Annotated in this window: 14 protein-coding genes; 4 read left to right on the top strand and 10 right to left on the bottom strand. The window is 72.0% G+C overall.

Translation table 11 applies throughout. The annotated features are described in order from the left end of the window. Positions 1–36: 36 nt before the first annotated feature. Positions 37–1,437, bottom strand: a complete 1,401-nt coding sequence (gltX, locus tag GVN67_RS14170) for a glutamate--tRNA ligase (RefSeq protein ID WP_159997016.1) — start codon at positions 1,435–1,437, stop codon at positions 37–39. A 97-nt stretch (positions 1,438–1,534) separates the two neighbouring features. Between gltX and GVN67_RS14165 the strand changes: the two genes are divergently transcribed. After that, on the top strand, positions 1,535–3,694 hold the full coding sequence (locus tag GVN67_RS14165) for a ComEC/Rec2 family competence protein (RefSeq protein ID WP_159997014.1): 2,160 nt from the start codon (positions 1,535–1,537) through the stop codon (positions 3,692–3,694). Here the strand turns inward: GVN67_RS14165 and lexA are convergent. The 8 genes from lexA to GVN67_RS14125 form a co-directional block, all read right to left on the bottom strand. Next, positions 3,651–4,484: a transcriptional repressor LexA gene (gene lexA / locus GVN67_RS14160; protein ID WP_159997012.1), complete on the bottom strand. Its 834-nt coding sequence runs from the start codon at positions 4,482–4,484 to the stop codon at positions 3,651–3,653. The two genes, GVN67_RS14165 and lexA, sit on opposite strands and share 44 nt — an antisense overlap. A 166-nt stretch (positions 4,485–4,650) precedes the next feature. After that, a complete protein-coding gene (glp, locus tag GVN67_RS14155; protein WP_159997010.1) occupies positions 4,651–5,856 on the bottom strand; it encodes a gephyrin-like molybdotransferase Glp in 1,206 nt (401 codons plus the stop codon). Beyond that, positions 5,853–6,359 (bottom strand): cyclic pyranopterin monophosphate synthase MoaC, encoded by a 507-nt coding sequence (gene moaC / locus GVN67_RS14150; RefSeq protein WP_159997008.1) that lies wholly within the window; start codon positions 6,357–6,359, stop codon positions 5,853–5,855. The genes glp and moaC overlap by 4 nt, the downstream gene beginning before the upstream one ends. A gap of 5 nt (positions 6,360–6,364) precedes the next feature. After that, on the bottom strand, positions 6,365–7,174 hold the full coding sequence (gene trpC / locus GVN67_RS14145; protein WP_159997005.1) for an indole-3-glycerol phosphate synthase TrpC: 810 nt from the start codon (positions 7,172–7,174) through the stop codon (positions 6,365–6,367). Between the two features lie 56 nt (positions 7,175–7,230). Then, a complete protein-coding gene (gene trpD, locus GVN67_RS14140; protein WP_159997003.1) occupies positions 7,231–8,265 on the bottom strand; it encodes an anthranilate phosphoribosyltransferase in 1,035 nt (344 codons plus the stop codon). Next, positions 8,265–8,867 (bottom strand): aminodeoxychorismate/anthranilate synthase component II, encoded by a 603-nt coding sequence (locus GVN67_RS14135; protein WP_159997001.1) that lies wholly within the window; start codon positions 8,865–8,867, stop codon positions 8,265–8,267. Before GVN67_RS14135 ends, trpD begins: the two co-directional genes overlap by 1 nt. 329 nt (positions 8,868–9,196) lie before the next feature. Then, on the bottom strand, positions 9,197–10,702 hold the full coding sequence (gene trpE, locus GVN67_RS14130; RefSeq protein ID WP_159996999.1) for an anthranilate synthase component I: 1,506 nt from the start codon (positions 10,700–10,702) through the stop codon (positions 9,197–9,199). After that, the gene (locus GVN67_RS14125; RefSeq protein ID WP_159996997.1) at positions 10,699–12,591 is read right to left on the bottom strand and encodes a peptidylprolyl isomerase; all 1,893 of its coding nucleotides are present in this window, start codon (positions 12,589–12,591) and stop codon (positions 10,699–10,701) included. The genes trpE and GVN67_RS14125 overlap by 4 nt, the downstream gene beginning before the upstream one ends. A gap of 148 nt (positions 12,592–12,739) precedes the next feature. On the opposite strand from GVN67_RS14125, the gene tpiA reads away from it, so the two are divergent. From tpiA to GVN67_RS14110, 3 genes are all read left to right on the top strand, one after another. Continuing rightward, positions 12,740–13,462: a triose-phosphate isomerase gene (tpiA, locus tag GVN67_RS14120; protein WP_200845257.1), complete on the top strand. Its 723-nt coding sequence runs from the start codon at positions 12,740–12,742 to the stop codon at positions 13,460–13,462. Positions 13,463–13,772: 310 nt separating this feature from the next. Next, positions 13,773–15,176: a dipeptidase gene (locus GVN67_RS14115; protein ID WP_159996993.1), complete on the top strand. Its 1,404-nt coding sequence runs from the start codon at positions 13,773–13,775 to the stop codon at positions 15,174–15,176. Between the two features lie 146 nt (positions 15,177–15,322). Further along, the gene (locus GVN67_RS14110; protein WP_159996991.1) at positions 15,323–17,269 is read left to right on the top strand and encodes a M10 family metallopeptidase; all 1,947 of its coding nucleotides are present in this window, start codon (positions 15,323–15,325) and stop codon (positions 17,267–17,269) included. A 43-nt stretch (positions 17,270–17,312) separates the two neighbouring features. On the opposite strand, the gene GVN67_RS14105 is transcribed toward GVN67_RS14110, so the two are convergent. After that, the coding region (locus GVN67_RS14105) for a low specificity L-threonine aldolase (protein WP_235035299.1) at positions 17,313–18,363 on the bottom strand (1,051 nt) is incomplete at its 5' end.

Here is an 18,363-nt window from a genome sequence, read left to right as displayed (position 1 = left end):
GGTGCGGGGGAATACCTTCCCCCGCTGCTTGCTTTCTTATTCGCCCGCCGCCGCCAGGATCCGCGAGATGGCCTCGCCGCGCCCCAGCGCGAAGAGCACCGCGTCGATCGGCGGCGACTGGGTGCTGCCGGTCAGCGCCGCGCGCAGCGGCTGGGCGACGGCGCCGAGCTTGATTTCCTTCACCTCGGCATAGTCGCGCAGCCACTTGTCGAGGTCGGCGCGCTCCCAGGGCGCGTCGGTCAGGAAGATGGCCAGGTCCTTCAGCCGCTCCTTGGCCTCGTCGTTGAGCTGGGCTTCCGCCTTGGGCTCGAAGGCGAGCGGGATGGTGGCCACCGCGAAGAGCGCCATGTCGGCGGCTTCGTTCAGGGTGCGGGCGCGCGGCATGATGTCGGGCATCAGCAGGCGGACGCGCTCGGCCCCTTCGGCGCCGAAGCCGATGGAGGGGCGCCTGGCCATGATCTCCAGCACGCGGCGGGCCAGCACATCCGGGTCCATCAGCCGCAGGTACTGGGCGTTCAGGTGGGTGAGCTTGGCGTAGTCCATGCGGCTGGCGGCGCGGCCGACGCCCTTCAGGTCGAAGAGCTCGATGGCGCGGTCGCGGGGGACGAATTCCTCGTCGCCATGGCCCCAGCCGAGGCGGAGGAGGTAGTTGCAGACGGCTTCCGGCAGGAAGCCCTGGTCGCGGAATTCCAGCGCGCCCACGGCGCCGTGGCGCTTCGACAGCTTGGCGCCGTCGGCGCCGTGGATCAGCGGGATATGGGCGAAATGCGGCCGGCGCCAGCCCATGGCGTCGTAGACCATCACCTGACGGAAGGTGTTGGTCAGGTGGTCGTCGCCGCGGATGACGTGGGTGATGGCCATGTCGTGGTCGTCGACGACGACGGCATGCAGGTAGGTCGGCGTGCCGTCCGAGCGCAGGATGATCATGTCATCGAGCTCGGTGTTCTGCACGCGGACCTCGCCCTGGACCAGGTCCTGGATGACGGTCTCGCCCTCGCGCGGCGCCTTGATGCGGATCACCGGCTTGACGCCGGCCGGCGCATCGGACGGGTCGCGGTCGCGCCAGCGGCCGTCATAGCGCGGCGGGCGGCCTTCCTTCATGGCGGTCTCGCGCATTTCGGTCAGCTCTTCCGGGCTGCAGTAGCAGTGGTAGGCGCGGCCGGCGGCCAGCAGCTCATGCGCCACCGCGGCGTGGCGCGGCTCCTGCGCGGTCTGCAGCACCGGCGGCGCGTCGGCCGAGAGGCCGAGCCATTCCAGGCTGTCCATGATCTGCTGCACCGCTTCCGGCGTCGAGCGCTGGCGGTCGGTGTCCTCGATGCGCAGCAGGTATTCCCCGCCATGGTGGCGCGCGAAGAGGAAATTGAAGAGGGCGGTGCGCGCCCCCCCGATGTGCAGATACCCGGTCGGGGAGGGGGCGAAACGGGTGCGTACGGTCATTGCTCGGCCAATTCCTTCGAGCCGTCGCTTCTACCACCGTGGCGCCCGCCTGTAGAGTGCGCGTATAAGTTGAACAATGGGAGAATCCCTTGACGCCATGAGCGGGGCGGGGCCACGGGCCTGGCCGGCGGCGCCGGCCGCGCTGCTGGCCGAGGAATGGTCGCGCCTGCCGCTGTGGTGGCCGGTCGCGCTGGGCGCCGGCTTTCTGACCTACTTCGCCCAAGGCGAGGAGCCTGGGACCGGCGCCTTGTGGCTGGGGCTGGCGCTTGTCGGGGTGGCGCTGCTGCTGGCCTGGCGTGGCTGGGGGCTGTCCGGCTGGGGGGTGAGCCTGGCCGCCTGCGCCTGCCTGGGCTTCGGCTGGTGCGCGGTCCAGGCGCAGCGGATGCCGGCGCCGCTCAGCCTGCCGCGCACCGCATTGGAGGTGACCGGCCGGGTCGCGGCGGTGGAGCAATTGCCCAGCGCCCTGCGGGTGACGCTGGAAGCGGCGCGCTGGTCGGAGGAGATGCCGCCCGCCGCGCGGCCGATCCGGCTGCGGCTGCGCGACCAGGACCCGCTACGCCCGGCGCCCGGCGAGGTGTTGCGGGTGCGCGCCCTGCTGCGGACGCCGGCGCCGCCGGCCTATCCCGGCGCCTGGGATTTCCAGCGGGATGCTTTTTTCACCGGGCTCGGCGGGTCCGGATTCGCGCTGGGCCCGGCGGAGCGCCTCGGCGAGGCCGCCGATCCGCCCGCCTTCGCCGCCACCCGCCGGGTGATCGAGGAACGCGTCCGCGACATCCTGCCCGGGCCCGAGGGCGCCATCGCCGCCGCGCTGATCACCGGCAGCCAGAGCGCCATCCCGCCGCCGGCCATGGCGGCGATGCGCGACTCCGGCCTGGCACATCTGCTGTCGGTCTCCGGCCTGCACATGGCCATCGTCATCGGGCTGGGCTTCGCCGGGCTGCGCCTGCTGATCGCGCTGTGGCCCTGGCTGGCGCTGCGGGTGGATGGCAAGCGGCTGGCAGCCCCCCTCGGCCTGGGGCTGGGGGCAGGCTACCTGCTGCTGACGGGGATGCAGGTGCCGATGCTGCGCAGCTTCGCCATGGCGGCGCTGGCGGTCGCCGGGCTGCTGCTGGGGCGGCGGGCGCTGTCGCTGCGGGCGCTGGGGCTGGCGGCGATGGTGGTGATGGCCTGGCAGCCGGCGGCGCTGCTCGGCCCCTCCTTCCAGATGAGCTTTTCGGCCGTCCTGGCGCTGCTGGCGGTGGCGGAGGCGCGGCCGGCCTGGCTGGCGGGCTTCCGGTCAGGCGCCGAATGGTGGCGGCGGCCCGTGCTGGTGCTGGCCGGGCTGCTGCTGACCTCGCTGGTCGCGGGGCTGGCCACCATGCCCGCGGGCCTGCACCATTTCGGCCGGCTGCAGCTCTACGGCGTCGCCGCCAACCTGCTGGCGGTGCCGCTGACCAGCTTCTGGGTGATGCCGGCCGGGCTGCTGGCCGTGCTGCTGCTGCCGCTGGGGCTGGAGGCCTGGCCGCTGGCCGTCATGGGCTGGGGCATCGACGGTATTCTGTTCATTGCCGGCACCGTCGCGGCCTGGCCGGGCGCCGCTTTGCTGGCGCCGCCGATCCCGGGCTGGGGGCTGGCGCTGGCCAGCTTCGGCCTGGCCTGGCTCTGCCTCTGGCGGCGGCCCTGGCGCTGGCTCGGCTTTCTTCCCGTCATCGCCGGGCTGGGGAGCGGGGCCTTGGTCACGCCGCCGGATATCCTGGTCAGCGGCGATTCCCGGCTGATCGCCTTCCGCACGGCGGAGGGGCCGGTGCTGGCCCGCTCCGGCTCGGTCGCCGCCTTCACCCGCGACACCTGGCTGCGCGGCCTGGGCGAGGCTTCTTTTCAGATCGCGCCGCCGCGGGGCGCGGTGGGGGGGCTGGACTGCACGCCCGGGGAATGCCGCTTCACCCCCGAGGGCGGCGGCGGCGTGGCGCTGCTGCTGCGGGCGGTGCCGGCGCGGCGCGGGCAGCCGGCGCCGCCGATCCTGGCCGCGCCGCATTGCGGCCAGGCGGCGCTGCTGCTCTCGGCTGAGCCGATCCGCGGCCGCTGCGACGGGACGCCGCGGCTGGACCGTTTCAGCACCTGGCGCGATGGCGCCCATGCCGTCTGGCTGACGCCGGCTGGCGCGGTGATGGAAAGCGACCGCGCGAGGCGCGGCGCGCGGCCCTGGGTGCCGCCGCCGCCCGTGCCCCGGCCGGTCAGTAGCGGCGCAGCAGCCCCACCAGACGACCCTGCACCTTGACCCGGTCGGGGCCGAAGATGCGGGTCTCGTAGCGCGGGTTGGCGGCTTCCAGCGCGATGGAATTGCCCTTCCGCCGCAGCCGCTTCAGCGTCACCTCGATGTCGTCGACCAGCGCCACCACGACCGCGCCGTTCTCGGCCACGTCGTCGCGGCGGATGATCACCGTGTCGCCGTCGAGGATGCCGGCCTCGATCATCGAATCACCGGCGACCTCCAGCGCGTAGTGGTCGCCATTGCCGAGGAGGGCCATCGGCACCTCGACGCTGGCGCCCTGGTCGCGCAGCGCCTCGATCGGCAGGCCGGCGGCGATGCGGCCATAAAGCGGCAGGTGTACCGCCCCCGCCTCCTGCGTGCTGCGCGGCACGCCGGGCAGGTTGCTGGCGAAATTGCCGCGGATGACGTTGGCATTGAAGCCGGGGGCATTGAAGCCGGGGGCGTTGCCGCCGGGGGCGTTGCCGCCGGGCGCCGGGGCGGCGGGCGGGGCCTCGGCCCGGGTCTCGGGCTTCGCCGCCTCGGCGCGGAGCTCGGCGCGCGCCTCGGCGCGGACTTCCGCCAGACGCGGGGTGGGGGCGATGCTTTCCGGCAGCCGGATCACTTCCAGGGCGCGGGCGCGATGGGCGCGGCGGCGCAAGAAGCCGCGTTCCTCCAGCGCGGTGATCAGCCGGTGGATGCCCGACTTGGAGCGCAGCGTCAGCGCGTCCTTCATTTCCTCGAAGGAAGGCGAGAAGCCGGTATCGCGCAGGTGCCGGTCGATGAACATCAGCAACTCGTGCTGCTTGCGGGTCAGCATGCGCGGCTCCCTGTTGGCGCCGGCCTGGATGGCGGCGCGCCTTGGCATGGGGCCGCCGCGAACAAAGCGGCAACCGTGCCGATGTTCTACGAAAGTTCTTTCCCGCCGGTCAACAGGCAAATGGCGTGATTTCCGCGACTTGGGCGTTGAAAGCCCCGCCGTTTCTTCAGACGCCGAAGTCGCTGAGCAGAAGAACCTCGACCACGGCGCCGGCGGGCAGGGCCGCGGCCAGCGGCGCGCGCTTCAGCAGCGCATCCGACCCGGCCAGGATGCGCAGCATCGAGCTGTCCTGGCGCGGCGCCGGGGTCACCACCAGCGTGCCGCCGGCATCGCGGTGGACGCCAGCGCGCAGATAGTCCTCGCGCTTGTCGTTCGCTGTCAGCGCGGCGCCGAGCACCGCCGGCTGGAAGGGCAGCGGGGCGGCGGGCAGGCCGGCCAGCCTGGCGATCGCCGGGCAGAGGAACAGCACGCCGCAGACCAGCGCCGAGACCGGATTGCCCGGCAGGCCGAGCAGCGGCGTCTGGCCGAGCCGCCCCCAGATCAGCGGCTTGCCCGGCCGCATGGCGATCTTCCAGAAATCCAGGGAAAACCCCTGGGGGCCGAGCGCCTGCTGCACCAGGTCGTGCTCGCCGACGCTGGCGCCGCCGGTGGTGACCAGCAGGTCAGCGCCGCGCGCCGCCGCGGCGGCCTGGGCGATGGCGTTCTCGCTGTCGCCGGCGATCGGCAGCACCATTGGCTCCGCACCCGCCGCTCGCACCAGCGCCGACAGCGCATGGGCGTTTGAAGAAACAATGCCGCCGGGGGGCAGCGGCTCGCCGGGCAGGACGATCTCGTCGCCGGTGGCCAGGATGGCGATGCGCGGCCGGCGATGGACGGACAGCCAGGGATGGTTGCTCGCCGCCGCCAGGCCGACATCGCGCGCGGTGAGCTTGCGGCCGGCCTGCAGCAGCGTGTCGCCGGCGGTGAAGTCCAGGCCGCGGCGGCGGATCCAGCGGGCGGGCTGCACCGCCTCGTTGACGGTAACCTTATCGCTGTCCGCCGTTGCGTCTTCCTGCAGCAGGATGGCGTCGGCGCCGTCCGGCAGCAGGCCGCCGGTGAAGATGCGGATCGCCTCGCCCGAGCCGATCGACCCGGCGAAGGGGTGCCCGGCCGGGGCGCTGCCGATCACCCTCAGCACCGCGCCGAGGCCGCCATCCGCGGCGCGCAGCGCATAGCCATCCATCGCCGAGACATCGGCCGGCGGCTGGGTCAGCCGGGCGGCGAGGGGGGCGGCCAGGATGCGGCCCCAGGCCTCGGCCAGCGGCACCGTCTCGGCGCCGGTCGGAGACAGGACCTCGAGGATGCGGGCGCGGGCTTCCTCGACGGGGATCATGCTTCAGTCTTCCCTGGTGCTTCCCAAAGGCCGGACTTGCCGCCTTCCTTGCGGGCCAGGCCGATGCCCTCGATGGTCATGCCGCGATCGATCGCCTTGCACATGTCGTAGACGGTGAGTGCTGCGACCGAGACGGCGGTCAGCGCCTCCATCTCGACGCCGGTCGGGCCGGTGGTCTTCACCCGCGCCTCGATGGCGATGGCGGCCTCGCCGTCCGGCAGCAGGTCGAGCTGGACCGAGGACAGCGCCAGCGGGTGGCACAGCGGAATGAGGTCCGATGTCTTCTTGGCGGCCATGATGCCGGCCAGCCGGGCGACGCCCAGCACGTCGCCCTTGCCGATGCCGCCCGCGCGGATGGCGGCCAGCGTCGCCGGCGCCATGACGACCCGGCCGCGGGCGATGGCCAGCCGCGCCGTCGCCGGCTTGGCCGAGACATCGACCATCACCGCCCGGCCCTCGGCATCGAAATGGGTGAAGCCGCTGCCCTCCGACGCGCCGGCCATGCGGCTCAGCCGGCCTCGACCATGGCGCGGGCGGCCGCCGTCACGTCCGGCTGGCGCAGCAGGTGCTCGCCCACCAGGATGCAGCGCGCGCCGGCGGCGGCCATGCGGCGGACATCGGCCGGGTCGCGCAAGCCGCTCTCGGCCACCGGGATGCGGTCGGCGGGGACCAGCGGCGACAGCGTCTCGGCCGTCTCCAGCTCGGTCTTCAGCGTGCGCAGATTGCGGTTGTTGATGCCGATCAGCCGGGTGTGCAGGCCCAGCGCGCGGTCCAGCTCGCGCCGGTCATGCACCTCGGCCAGCACCGACATGTCCAGGCTGCGGGCGATGTCCTCGAGCTCCCGCGCCTGGGCGTCCGAGAGGGCGGCCATGATCAGCAGGATGCAGTCGGCGCCCATCGCCCGGGCCTCGAACACCTGGTAGGGGTCGATCATGAAGTCCTTGCGCAGCACCGGCAGCTTGCAGGCGCTGCGGGCGGTGACCAGGTCGGCGGGCGTGCCCTGGAAATACGGCGCGTCGGTCAGGACAGAGAGGCAGGCGGCGCCGGCGGCGGCATAGGCGCGGGCCAGCGTCGCGGGCTCGAAAGGATCGCGGATCAGCCCGCCCGAGGGCGAGGCCTTCTTGATCTCGGCGATCAGGCCGATGCGCCCCTCGGCCACCGCCGAGCAGAGCGCGCCGGTGAAGTCGCGCGGGGGGGCGACATCCTTGGCCCGCTTCTCCATCTCGCCGATCGGGGTCAGCGCCGCGCGCTCGCGCACCTCGACCTCCTTGTCGGCCAGGATGCGCAGCAGGGTGTCGGGCAGGGTGTCAGCGTTCATCATGTCTCTCGGCGCGGGCGTCGCAGGGCAGGGCAGCAAGGGGGGGAGCCGGTCGGTCAGCCAGGCGCGGGGTCGGCGGCAGGCGGGTTGGTCGCGTGCCGCAGCCGCTCCAGCACCGCCAGCGCCGCGCCATCGTCGATCGAGCGCGCCGCGCGCCGGGCAGCTTCTGCCAGATCGTTCGTTTCGCCGGCCACAACAAGGGCCGCCGCGGCGTTGAGGACCACGCAATCGCGATAGGCGCCATGCTCGCCGCGCAGCAGCGCCTCGAGCGCGACCGCGTTCTCGGCCGGGGTGCCGCCCTTCAGCGCGGCCAGCGGCGCCTGCGGCAGGCCGGCCTGGGCCGGGGTCACGGTGAATTCGCGGATCTGGCCGTGCTTCAGCTCGACCACCTGGCTGGGGCCGGACAGCGTCAGCTCGTCCAGCCCGTCGCCATGCACCAGCCAGGCATGCTCGCTGCCGGTGCGGGCCAGGGTCTCGGCCATCGGGCGCAGCCATTGCGGGGCGAAGGCGCCGGTCATCTGCCGCTTCACCCGCGCCGGGCTGGTCAGCGGGCCCAGCAGGTTGAAGATGGTGCGGGTGCCGAGCTCCACCCGCGGCCCCGCCGCATGGCGCAGCGCCGAATGGTGCCGGGGGGCGGCGAGGAAGACCATGCCGGCCTCGCGCAGCACCAAAGCCATCCGGTCGAAGGGGATGTCGATGTTGATGCCCAGCGCCGACAGCGCGTCCGAGGCGCCGGACTTCGACGACAGCGCCCGGTTGCCATGCTTGGCCACCGGCACGCCGCAGCCGGCCACGACGAAGGCCGCCGCCGTGGAGATATTCAGCGTCCCCACCCCGTCGCCGCCGGTGCCGACCAGGTCGATGGCGCCGGCCGGCGCCTCGATGGCGATCATCCGCGCGCGCATGGCGCGGACCGCGCCGGTCATCTCGGCGACCGTCTCGCCGCGCACCCGCATCGCCATCAGCATGCCGGCGATCTGGGCCGGGGTGGCCTCGCCGCTCATGATGACGCCGAAGGCCTGCTCGGCCTCGCTCTCCGCCAGCGTCTCGCCCAAGGCGAGCCGTGCCAGCACCGGCTTCAAGGAGATCATCAGCGGGTCTCGGTGGCGGCCGGCAGGGTGACGCCGGCCATGGTCAGGAAATTGCGCAGCAGGTCGTGGCCATGCGCGCTGGCGATGCTCTCGGGGTGGAACTGCACGCCCCAGATCGGCAGGTCGCGATGCGCCAGGCCCATGATCAGCCCGTCCTCGGTCCAGGCGGTGACCTCGAGCTCGGCCGGCAGCCCCTCCCGCCGCACCACCAGCGAGTGGTAGCGCGTGGCGGCAAACGGGCTCGGCAGCCCGGCGAACAGGTCGGTGTCGCGATGGCTGACCGGCCAGACCTTGCCATGCACCGGCTGCGGCGCGCGCTCGACGATGCCGCCAAAGGCGTCGCCAATGGCCTGGTGCCCCAGGCAGACGCCCATCAGCGGCACCCGCGCCTCGGCAGCCGCCTTGATCAAGGGCAGGCAGATGCCCGCTTCCCGCGGCGTGCAAGGGCCGGGGGACAGCAGGATGGCCTCGGGCTTCAGCGCCAGAGCCTGCTCCGGCGTCAGGGCGTCGTTGCGCCAGACCTGAACCTCCGCCCCCAGTTCGCCGAGGAAATGGACGAGGTTGAAGGTGAAGCTGTCGTAGTTGTCGATGAGCAGGATCATGGCGCCCGATCCTTCGCCCGCGGCCGGCGCGCGGTCAAGCTTTGGGGGAGAGAAGGGTTGGTGAAGAGAAAGATGCCGGCAGGCCAGGGGGAATGAATTCCCCCTGGACCCCCTTCTTTTTTTCTGCGGTGACTGCCGTGTCCAGGTGGGGACGGGCGGTGAAACGGCCCGGCCGGGGCGCGACCTTCGAGGGTGCGCCGTTGTATTAAAATGGCGTCCCGCGGTGCTGCCCTGGTGCGTCTGCGGCAGGGCGCTGGTTGTCGAACGGCCGGTGATCAGAAAAAAGAAGGGGTCCAGGGGAATTCATTCCCCTGGCCTGCCCCCTATTCTTACCTACGACCCGCCGCGAAGCGGACCGCTTCTTCCGCCGCCCTGAACAGCCCCCGCGCCTTCGCCCGGGTTTCCTCGTATTCCGCGACCGGATCGGAATCGGCGACGACGCCGCAGCCGGCCTGGACGTGCATGGTGCCGTCCTTCACCAGCGCCGTGCGCAGGGCGATGCAGGTGTCCATGCCGCCATCGGTGCCGAAATACCCCACGCCGCCGGCGTAGAGGCCGCGGCGGGAGGGTTCCAGCTCCTCGATGATCTCCATGGCGCGGACCTTGGGCGCGCCGGACAGGGTGCCGGCGGGGAAGCCGGCGGCCAGCGCCTCGAGGGCGGTCACCTCGGGGCGGGCCTGGCCGCGCACTTCGCTGGCGATGTGCATGACCTGGCTGTAGCGCTCGATGGTGAAGCTCTGGGTGACCTTCACCGTGCCGATCTTCGAGACCCGGCCGACATCGTTGCGGCCGAGGTCGAGCAGCATCAGGTGCTCGGCGCGCTCCTTCTCGTCGGCGAGGAGCTCTTTCTCCAGGGCCAGGTCGAGCTCGGGGGTGGCGCCGCGGGGGCGGGTGCCGGCCAGCGGCCGCACGGTGACCTCGCCCTGGCGCAGGCGCACCAGGATTTCCGGGCTGGCGCCGACGGCGGCGTAGCCGCCGAAGTCGAAGAAGAACAGGAAGGGCGCCGGGTTGATCCGCCGCAGCGCGCGGTAGAGCGCGAAGGGCGGCAGGCCGAAGGGCACCGAGAAACGCTGGCTGGGGACGACCTGGAAGACGTCGCCGGCGCGGATGTATTCCTTCGCCTTCTCCACGGCGGCCAGGAAGTCCGGCTTGGTGAAGTTGCTCGACGGCTCGGGCAAAGCGGGCAGGTTGGCGGGCGGCGCCGGGCGGGGCAGCGGGCGGTCGAGGGCGGCCTCGGCCTCGTCGAGCCGGGCCTGCGCGGCGTCCCAGGCGGCTTGCGCGTCCTGGCCGGGCCAGATGGGCGCGCAGAGCGTCAGGGTGTCGCGGACGTGGTCGAAGACGGCGACCAGGGTCGGCCGCATCATCACCGAATCCGGGATGCCCAGCACGTCCGGCTTCAGCGCCGGCAGCTTCTCCATGTGCCGGACCATGTCGTAGCCGACATAGCCGAACAGGCCGACGCCGATCGGCGGCAGGCCGGCCGGCAGCGGCATGCGGCACTCTTCCACCAGGGCTGCCAGGCTTTTCAGCGGGGCCTCCGCCTCAGCGACGAAGGCATGCGGGGCGGAGAGGGCGTGGCGGTTGATCTCGGCCAGGCTGTCGCGGCTGCGCCAGATCAGGTCGGGCGACAGGCCGATCGCCGAATAGCGGCCGCGGGCGGCGCCGCCCTCGACGCTTTCGAACAGGAAGGCGTTGGGCTGGCCCTGGACCAGCTTCAGATAGGCGCCGACCGGGGTGTCCAGGTCGGCCACCCGCTCGCGCCACAGCACCTGGCCCTGGCCAGCCCCGAGGGCGGCGGCGAAAGCCGAGAAATCGGGGCTGGCGGGCGGGGTCACGGGTTGGACACCTGGTTCAGCACCGTCTCGTTGACCGTGATCTCGGCACGGCCGCGCAGCGCGTCGAGGAACTGGCTCTCCAGGTCGGCCAGCATCGCCTGCTCGACGGTGCTGCGGGTGCGGCCCAGCGCCAGCGGGTCGCTGGCCGGGTCGAAGGCGATGACCTGGGCGACCTGGGCGACGGTGAAGCCCAGCGTGCCTTCCGCCATGGTGGTGGCGTTGGGCGCGGTTGCGAAGAGCGGCGCCAGGATCTCCGGCGGCACGTTCGGCTCCTGGCTGTCGCGGGTGACCGGGCCGATGCGGCGGGCGACCAGCCCGGCCTCGCGCGCGGCGTCGGCCAGCGACTTGCCGTCCTTCACCGCGGCCATCAGCCCGGCGGCGCGCTCCTCCTGGTGGCGGCGGCGCTCGGCGGCGACCCAGGCGTCCTGCACCTGCTCGCGCACCTCGGCGAAGGGGCGCAGCGCGGCGGGGATGACCTGCTTCAGCTCGACGGCGAAGAGCGCCACCTGGCCGGCCTCGGCCAGGCGCGGCATCTCGCCCTGCTGGGCGGCGAAGGCGGCGCGCAGCGCGATCTGCAGCGGCTGGCCGGTCAGCGGCAGGGCCACCGAGGCGCCGTCGCGGCCGCGGCCATTGGCGTCGACGGTGACGTCGGCCACCTGCAGGCCGAAGCGCGGGCCGACCTCGGCCAGGCTGCCGCCGGCGGCCAGGGCGTCCTCGACCTGGTTGGCGCGCTCGAAGGCGACATCGGTCGCGCGGTCGCGCTTCAGGGCGGTCTCGACCTCGGCGCGGACGGCGTCGAAGCCGCGGGTCTCGCCGGCCTCGATGGCGCTGACATGCAGCACATGCCAGCCGAAGGCAGTCTCGACCGGCTCGCTGACGCCGCCCTGGGCCAGGGCGAAGGCGGCCTCGGCCAGCTCCGGCAGCGGCAGGCTGGTGCGGTCGGTCTCGCCGAGCTCGGTGGCCTGGCCGCCCTCGGCCTCGGCCGCGGTCTTCATGGCGGCGAAGTCGGCGCCCTCGCGCCAGCGGGCGGCGAGCGCCACCGCCTTCTCGCGGTCGCCGATCAGCACCTGCTCGATGCGCCGGCGCTCCTGCTTCTCGTAATTGCCCAGATGCGCGTCGTAATAGGCGCGCAGGTCGGGCTCGGTGACCTGGACATCGGCCATCACCGTGTCGGGCGACAGCACGCCCAGCACGATGTGGCGGTATTCCGGGGCCGAGAAGCGGTCGGCATTGTTCTCGTGGAAGCGGGTCAGCGCCGCCTCGTCCGGGGCCGCCGGCTCCGGCGCCGCCGGGAAGGGCAGGGCGACGATCTCGGCGACGCGCTGCTCACGCTCCCAGGCCAGCAGCGGCCGGGTCAGCGCGTCGGGGCCGGAGGCGCCCGAGCGGACCGCGCCGGCCAGCTGCTGGCGCAGCAGGTCGGCCTTCAACAGGCCCAGGAAGGCCGCCTCGGTCATGCCGTTGTTGCGCAGGAAGCTGTCGAAGGCCATCCGGTTGAAGCGGCCATCGGCGCCCTGGAAGGCCGGGATGGCGAAGACATAGTCGCGCACCGCGGCATCGGGGACGGCGAGGCCGAGGCGGGCCGCCTCCTGCCGCTGGACGCGGTCCATGACCATGCCCTCCACCGCCTGGCGGGCGATGGCGCGGGACATCTCGGCATTGATCTCGAAGCTGCCGCCGAGCTGGCGCTGGACGCGCTGCACCTCGCGGCGCGCGGCGTTCTGCGCCTCGGGCAGCTCGATGCGCTCGCCGCCCACGCGGGCGACGGCGGTGTCGGCGCCGAAATTGCGGACGACGTCCTCGATGCCCCAGATGGCGAAGGACATGACCAGAAGCAGGAAGAGGCCCTTGGCGAACCAGGTACCGGCAAGACGGCGCAGGGCAGTGAGCATTGTGTTCCGCGGCGATGAAGGCGGGCGGACCATAGGGAAAACCCGCCCGGTTGCCAAACGCCGCCATGGCCTGTAGCGCCTTTTGCCCGAAGCGGGCCCGCCGCCGGCACCCGCGACCAACCGATGGAGCCGAGCCATGACCCCGGGTGTGCGCCCCCTGATCGCCGGAAACTGGAAGATGAACGGGACGCTGGCCGAGGCCATCGACCTGGCCCGGTCGGTCGCCGCCGCCCCGCCGCAGAAGGCCGACCTGCTGGTCTGCCCGCCCTTTCCCCACCTGGTCCCGGTCGCCGGCGCCCTGCTGAAAAGCGAGGTCGCCCTCGGCGCCCAGGACTGCCACGCGGCCGCCAAGGGCGCCCACACGGGCGATGTCTCGGCCGCCATGCTGGCCGATCTCGGCGCCGGCTATGTCATCCTGGGCCATTCCGAGCGCCGCGCCGACCACGGCGAGACGGATGCGACCGTCCGCGCCAAGGCCGAGGCCGCCCTGGCCGCCAAGCTGGTCCCGGTCGTCTGCGTCGGCGAGAGCGAGGCCGAGCGCCTGTCCGGCCAGGCCGAGGCGGTGGTCGCCACCCAGCTGGCCGGCAGCCTGCCCGAGGGCTTCGCCGCCGCCGGGGGCGTCGTGGCCTATGAGCCGGTCTGGGCCATCGGCACCGGCCGCACGCCGACCGAGGACGACATCGCCGCCATGCACGCCCGCATCCGCGCCGAGCTGGGCGCCACGGGCGCCAAGCTGCGCATCCTCTACGGCGGCTCGATGAAGCCCTCCAACGCGGCGGCCATCCTGGCGCTGCCCAATGTCGATGGCGGGCTGATCGGCGGAGCGAGCCTGAAGGCGGAAGACTTCCTGGCGATTGCTGGGGCTCTTTGAAGAGAAGAGTTCTGTAGAGAAGCGCTGGGCAGGCGAGGGGAATGAATTCCCCTCGACCCCTTCTTTTTTCTTTCAGACTGCCGTGTCCACGTGGGGACAGAACGTGCCACGGCCGATGCGCAGCGCGACCTTCGAGGTCGCGCTGTTTTTGTATTCTGCGTCCCGCGGTGATGCCCTGGCCACGGCGCCGGTAAGGCGCAGGTCTGCAAACGGCCGGTCATCAGAAAAAAGATGGGGGTTCGGGGGAATTCATTCCCCCGACCTTTTCCCTGTCTTCCCCTGATCGCTTCCTGACCTGACACTCTTCCCTATGAACAGCACCGACACCCTCGCGCGGGTTCTGACCGCGCTCGATTCCGCCCGGGCCGAGACCGAGGCCAGCCTCATCGAATGGCTGCGCATTCCGAGCATCAGCGCCCAGCCCGCCCATGCCGCCGATTGCCGCAGCGCCGCCGGCTGGCTGCTGAAGGAGCTGGAGGCCATCGGCTTCGCGGCCCGCCTGCGCGAGACGCCGGGGCATCCGGTGGTCATCGCCAGCCATCCGGGGCCGGGCGGCGACGCGCCGCATGTGCTGATCTACGGCCATTACGACGTGCAGCCGCCGGAGCCGCTGGCGCTCTGGACCAGCCCGCCTTTCGACCCCGTCATCACCGAGGGCCCGCGCGGGCCGCGGCTGGTGGCGCGCGGCGCGGTGGACGACAAGGGCCAGGTGCTGACCTGGCTGGCGGCGCTCCGGGCCTGGAACAAGGTGGCGGGCGGCCCGCCGGTGCGCGTCACCGTGCTGGTCGAGGGCGAGGAGGAGATCGGCAGCGCCAATCTCGACGCCGTCCTCGCCGAGGAGAAGGCGACGCTGTCGGCCGATCTGGCGCTGATCAGCGACACCAACATGTGGGCGCCGGGGGTGCCGGCGCTGACGGTCAGCCTGCGCGGCATGGCCTATGTGCAGATCGACCTGAAGCTCGGCGACCGCGACCTGCATTCGGGGCTGTTCGGCGGCTCGGCGGGCAATGTGCTGAACCTGCTGACGCGGATCCTGGGCGACCTGCATGACGACCAGGGCCGCATCCAGATCCCGAATTTCTATGACGGCGTGATCGAGCCGGGCGGCAACGAGCGCGCCGCCTGGGACGCGCTGGGCTTCGACGAGGCGGCGTTCCTCGGCGCCCAGGGCCTGTCGGTGCCGGGCGGCGAGGCGGGGCGCAGCGCGCCGGAGCGGCTCTGGGCCCGCCCGACGGCGGACGTCAATGGCATCTGGGGCGGCTATATGGGCGAGGGCTCGAAGACCGTCATCGCCAGCGAGGGCCATGCCAAGCTGTCCTGCCGCCTGGTCCCCGGCCAGGACCCGGCGAAGATCGTCGAGGGCATCCGGGAGTTCGTCCAATCCCGCCTGCCGGCGGATGCGCGGCTGGAACTGCAGATCTTCGGCCTGGCGCCGGGCGTCTCGATCCCGACCGATTCGCCCGCCGTGCAGGCGGCGGCGGCGGTGCTGGCGGAAGAGTTCGGCAAGCCGGCGGTGCTGTCGGGCGGCGGCGGGTCGATCCCCGTGGTCTCCAGCCTGAAGAGCGTGCTGGGGCTGGATAGCCTGCTGATGGGCTTCGGCCTGGATGACGACCAGGTGCACAGCCCGAACGAGAAGTTCGAGCTGGCCTGCCTGCATGCCGGCACCCGCAGCCACGCCCGGCTGCTGGCCCGCCTGGCTTCGGCCAAGGGCTGACCCCCCAGCGCGCGGCCGGGGAAATTGTCCCCGGCCGCAACGCAGCGCCAAATATTCGAGACATTTGAGATTTGCGCGGTGTTGCGCCGGATGCTTGGCTGGCAGCGGGCCTCGGGGGAGGCGTGCGCGCGGTTGGGGGGGACAAGATGAGCCTGGGATTTCGGGTGCCGGGGACGGGCGACCGCAATGTCGATGCGGTGCTGTGGGGGGTGCGCTGGAAGGCGACGGAGCTGACCTTCAGCTTCCCGGAAGACGCCGGCGGCTATTCGGGCACCGAGGAGGGCGTCGACCTGTCGGAGTTCGGCACGGTGACGCCGGACCTGGCGGCGGCGATCCGGCTGGCGCTGCAGTCGCAATATGCCGCCGTGGCGCAGGTGAGCTTCCGCGAGGTGGCGCCGGGCGAGGCCAGCCTGCTGACCTTCGCGACGCTGACCAGCGAGGCGACGGCGCATGCCAATCCGCCCCGCTTCTCGCCCGACAGCGAGGCCGGCAACGTCTGGTTCAACGACGAGATCTTCGCCACCGCGCCGCGCGGCAGCTACGCCTATTTCAACGTCATGCACGAGATCGGCCATGCGCTGGGGCTGAAGCACGGGCATGACACCGGCAGCCCCGACGAGGTCTATGGCGTCGCCGTGCCGGCGCTGTCGCCGGATCGCGACGGCGTCGAATTCTCGATCATGACCTACCGCGCTTTTCCGGGCGGCCAGTTCGACGTCGGCATCACGGTGCAGGAAGGCCATTTCCCGCAGTCGCTGATGATGTACGACATCGCGGCGCTGCAATACCTCTACGGCGCCAACTTCCAGACCAATGCCGGCGACACCGTCTATCGCTTCGACCCGCTGACCGGCGAGATGTCGATCAACGGCATCGACCAGGGCGCGCCAATGGCGAATGTGGTGCTGCTGACCCTCTGGGATGGCGGCGGCGACGACACCTATGACTTCTCGGCCTATGCCGAGGACCTGCAGGTCGACCTGGCGCCCGGCGGCTGGTCGGTGCTGGGCTATGGGCAGCGCGCGCTGCTGGCGCCGGACGCCCGGGCCCAGGCCAATGTCTACAACGCGCTGCAATACCAAAACGATGCGCGCTCGCTGATCGAGAACGCCGTCGGCGGCAGCGGCAATGACGTGATGGCCGGCAACGATGCCGACAACCGGCTGGCCGGCGGCGCGGGGGTGAATATCCTCGACGGGCGCGGCGGCTTCGACACGGCGGTGATCTCGGCGGCGCTGACCGAGGTGACCTACGGCTTCGAGGGTCGCTATCTCAGCTTCGAACGGCCTGATGAAGGCGGCGACCTGACCATCCGCATCGATGCCTTCGCCTTCAACGACGGCACCGTCACCCGCAGCGACGGCAATGCGCTGGTCGACGATCTTTTCTACTACACGCAGAACCATGACATCTGGCGCGCCGGCGCCGATGCCGACCTGCATTTCGGCGGGACCGGCTGGCGCGAGGGGCGCGACCCCAATGCGCTGTTCTCGACCAGCGGCTACCTGCAGCTGAACCCCGATATCGCCGCGGCCGGCATCGATCCGCTGCAGCACTACCACCAATATGGCTGGAAGGAGGGGCGCGACCCTTCGGCCGGCTTCGACACCGCCTACTACCTGACGCGCAATGCCGATGTCGCGGCGGCGGGCATCGATCCGCTGGAGCATTTCCTGGCGCATGGCCAGGCCGAGGGAAGGGCGATCGGCCCGGTGATCGGCAGCCTGACCGCCGAGGGCTTCGATGCCGAATACTACCTGCTGTCGAATGCCGACCTGCGCGCCGCCGGGGTCGATGCCTGGACCCATTACCTGAGCCATGGCTGGCAGGAGGGGCGCGACCCCAATGCCTATTTCGACACGGCGGCCTATCTGGCGGCGAATGCCGATGTCGCGGCGGCCGCGCTCGACCCGCTGGCGCATTACCACGAATACGGGTGGCAGGAGGGGCGCAGCGCCTCGGCGCGTTTCGACGGCGTGTCGTATCGCGCCGCCTATGCCGATGTCGCCGCGGCGGGGCTCGATCCGCTGCTGCATTTCCTGCAATTCGGCCGCGACGAGGGCCGCCTCGCCTTCGCCGACATGGTCGCCTGACGCGCAGGGCGCCGGGAGGCAACTGCCCCCCGGCGCCGCCGCGTCACTTCGCCAGCGTCGCCCGCATCACCTGCAGGGTTTCCTCGACCATGGCCGCGGTGACGTCCAGATGCAGGCAGGCGCGGATGCGGCCGCCCAGCATCGACAGCTGGATGCCTTCGAGGCGCAGCGCGTCGACCACCGCCGTCGTGCCATGGCCGGTGCCGGTGACGTCGAAGAAGACCAGGTTGGTGTCGGGCTCCTCGACGACGATGCCCTCGATCTGCCGCAGCCCGCGGGCCAGCGCCTTGGCGTTGGCATGGTCCTCGGCCAGGCGGTCGACATGGTGGTCGAGCGCGTGGATACAGGCGGCGGCGACGATGCCGGCCTGGCGCATCGAGCCGCCCAGCCGCTGCTTCCAGCGCCAGGCCTGGCCGATGAATTCCTCCGACCCGGCGAGCACGGCGCCGAGCGGCGCGCCCAGCCCCTTGGTGAAGTCCAGCCAGACGCTGTCGAAGCCGGCCACCATCTCGTCGGCCGGGATGCCGGCGGCGACCACGGCGTTCATCAGCCGGGCGCCGTCCATATGGGTCGACCAGCCCTGCTCGCGCGCCACGGCCACGACGCTGTCGAGCTGCGCCTGCGGCCAGATGGCGCCGCCGCCGATATTGGCGGTCTGCTCCACCTCCAGCAGGCGCTGCGGCGGGGCGTAGCGGCCGCCGCCACGGATGGCGGCGCGCAGCGTGGCTTCGTCGAACATGCCGCGCGGGCCCTGCAGCGGGTTGATCTGCACGCCCGCCAGCGCCGCATGGGTGCCGCCCTCGCTCGAGAGGATATGCGCCGTCTCATGCGCCAGCACCTCCTCGCCATGGCGGCAATGGGTCAGGATGGCGATGACGTTGCACATGGTGCCCGACGGCAGGAAGACCGCGGCCTCCTTGCCCAGCAGCCTGGCCATGCGGTCGTTCAGGGCATGGACGGTGGGGTCGTCGCCATGCTGCTCGTCGCCGACCTCGGCCGCCATCATGGCGTCCTTCATCGCGGCGGTGGGGCGGGTCTGGGTGTCGGAATAGAGGTTGATGCGGACGGGCGGCGCGCCCAGAGGCGGGCGGGCG

This window comes from Roseomonas sp. 18066 (assembly GCF_902706185.1).
GTDB lineage: Bacteria > Pseudomonadota > Alphaproteobacteria > Acetobacterales > Acetobacteraceae > Pseudoroseomonas.
Note: the sequence above shows the minus strand (reverse complement) of the source record. Positions and strands in the feature narration are given on the sequence as shown.

Coding starts and splice junctions, on each gene's coding strand:
- trpD (WP_159997003.1), bottom strand. CDS start 8,265: ATGATCTCCTTGAAGCCGGTGCTGGCACGGCTCGCCTTGGGCGAGACG.
- gltX (WP_159997016.1), bottom strand. CDS start 1,437: ATGACCGTACGCACCCGTTTCGCCCCCTCCCCGACCGGGTATCTGCAC.
- GVN67_RS14110 (WP_159996991.1), top strand. CDS start 15,323: ATGAGCCTGGGATTTCGGGTGCCGGGGACGGGCGACCGCAATGTCGAT.
- GVN67_RS14135 (WP_159997001.1), bottom strand. CDS start 8,867: ATGATCCTGCTCATCGACAACTACGACAGCTTCACCTTCAACCTCGTC.
- GVN67_RS14165 (WP_159997014.1), top strand. CDS start 1,535: ATGAGCGGGGCGGGGCCACGGGCCTGGCCGGCGGCGCCGGCCGCGCTG.
- moaC (WP_159997008.1), bottom strand. CDS start 6,359: ATGGCCGGCGCGTCGGAGGGCAGCGGCTTCACCCATTTCGATGCCGAG.
- glp (WP_159997010.1), bottom strand. CDS start 5,856: ATGATCCCCGTCGAGGAAGCCCGCGCCCGCATCCTCGAGGTCCTGTCT.
- GVN67_RS14125 (WP_159996997.1), bottom strand. CDS start 12,591: ATGCTCACTGCCCTGCGCCGTCTTGCCGGTACCTGGTTCGCCAAGGGC.
- lexA (WP_159997012.1), bottom strand. CDS start 4,484: ATGCTGACCCGCAAGCAGCACGAGTTGCTGATGTTCATCGACCGGCAC.
- GVN67_RS14115 (WP_159996993.1), top strand. CDS start 13,773: ATGAACAGCACCGACACCCTCGCGCGGGTTCTGACCGCGCTCGATTCC.
- trpC (WP_159997005.1), bottom strand. CDS start 7,174: ATGAACGCTGACACCCTGCCCGACACCCTGCTGCGCATCCTGGCCGAC.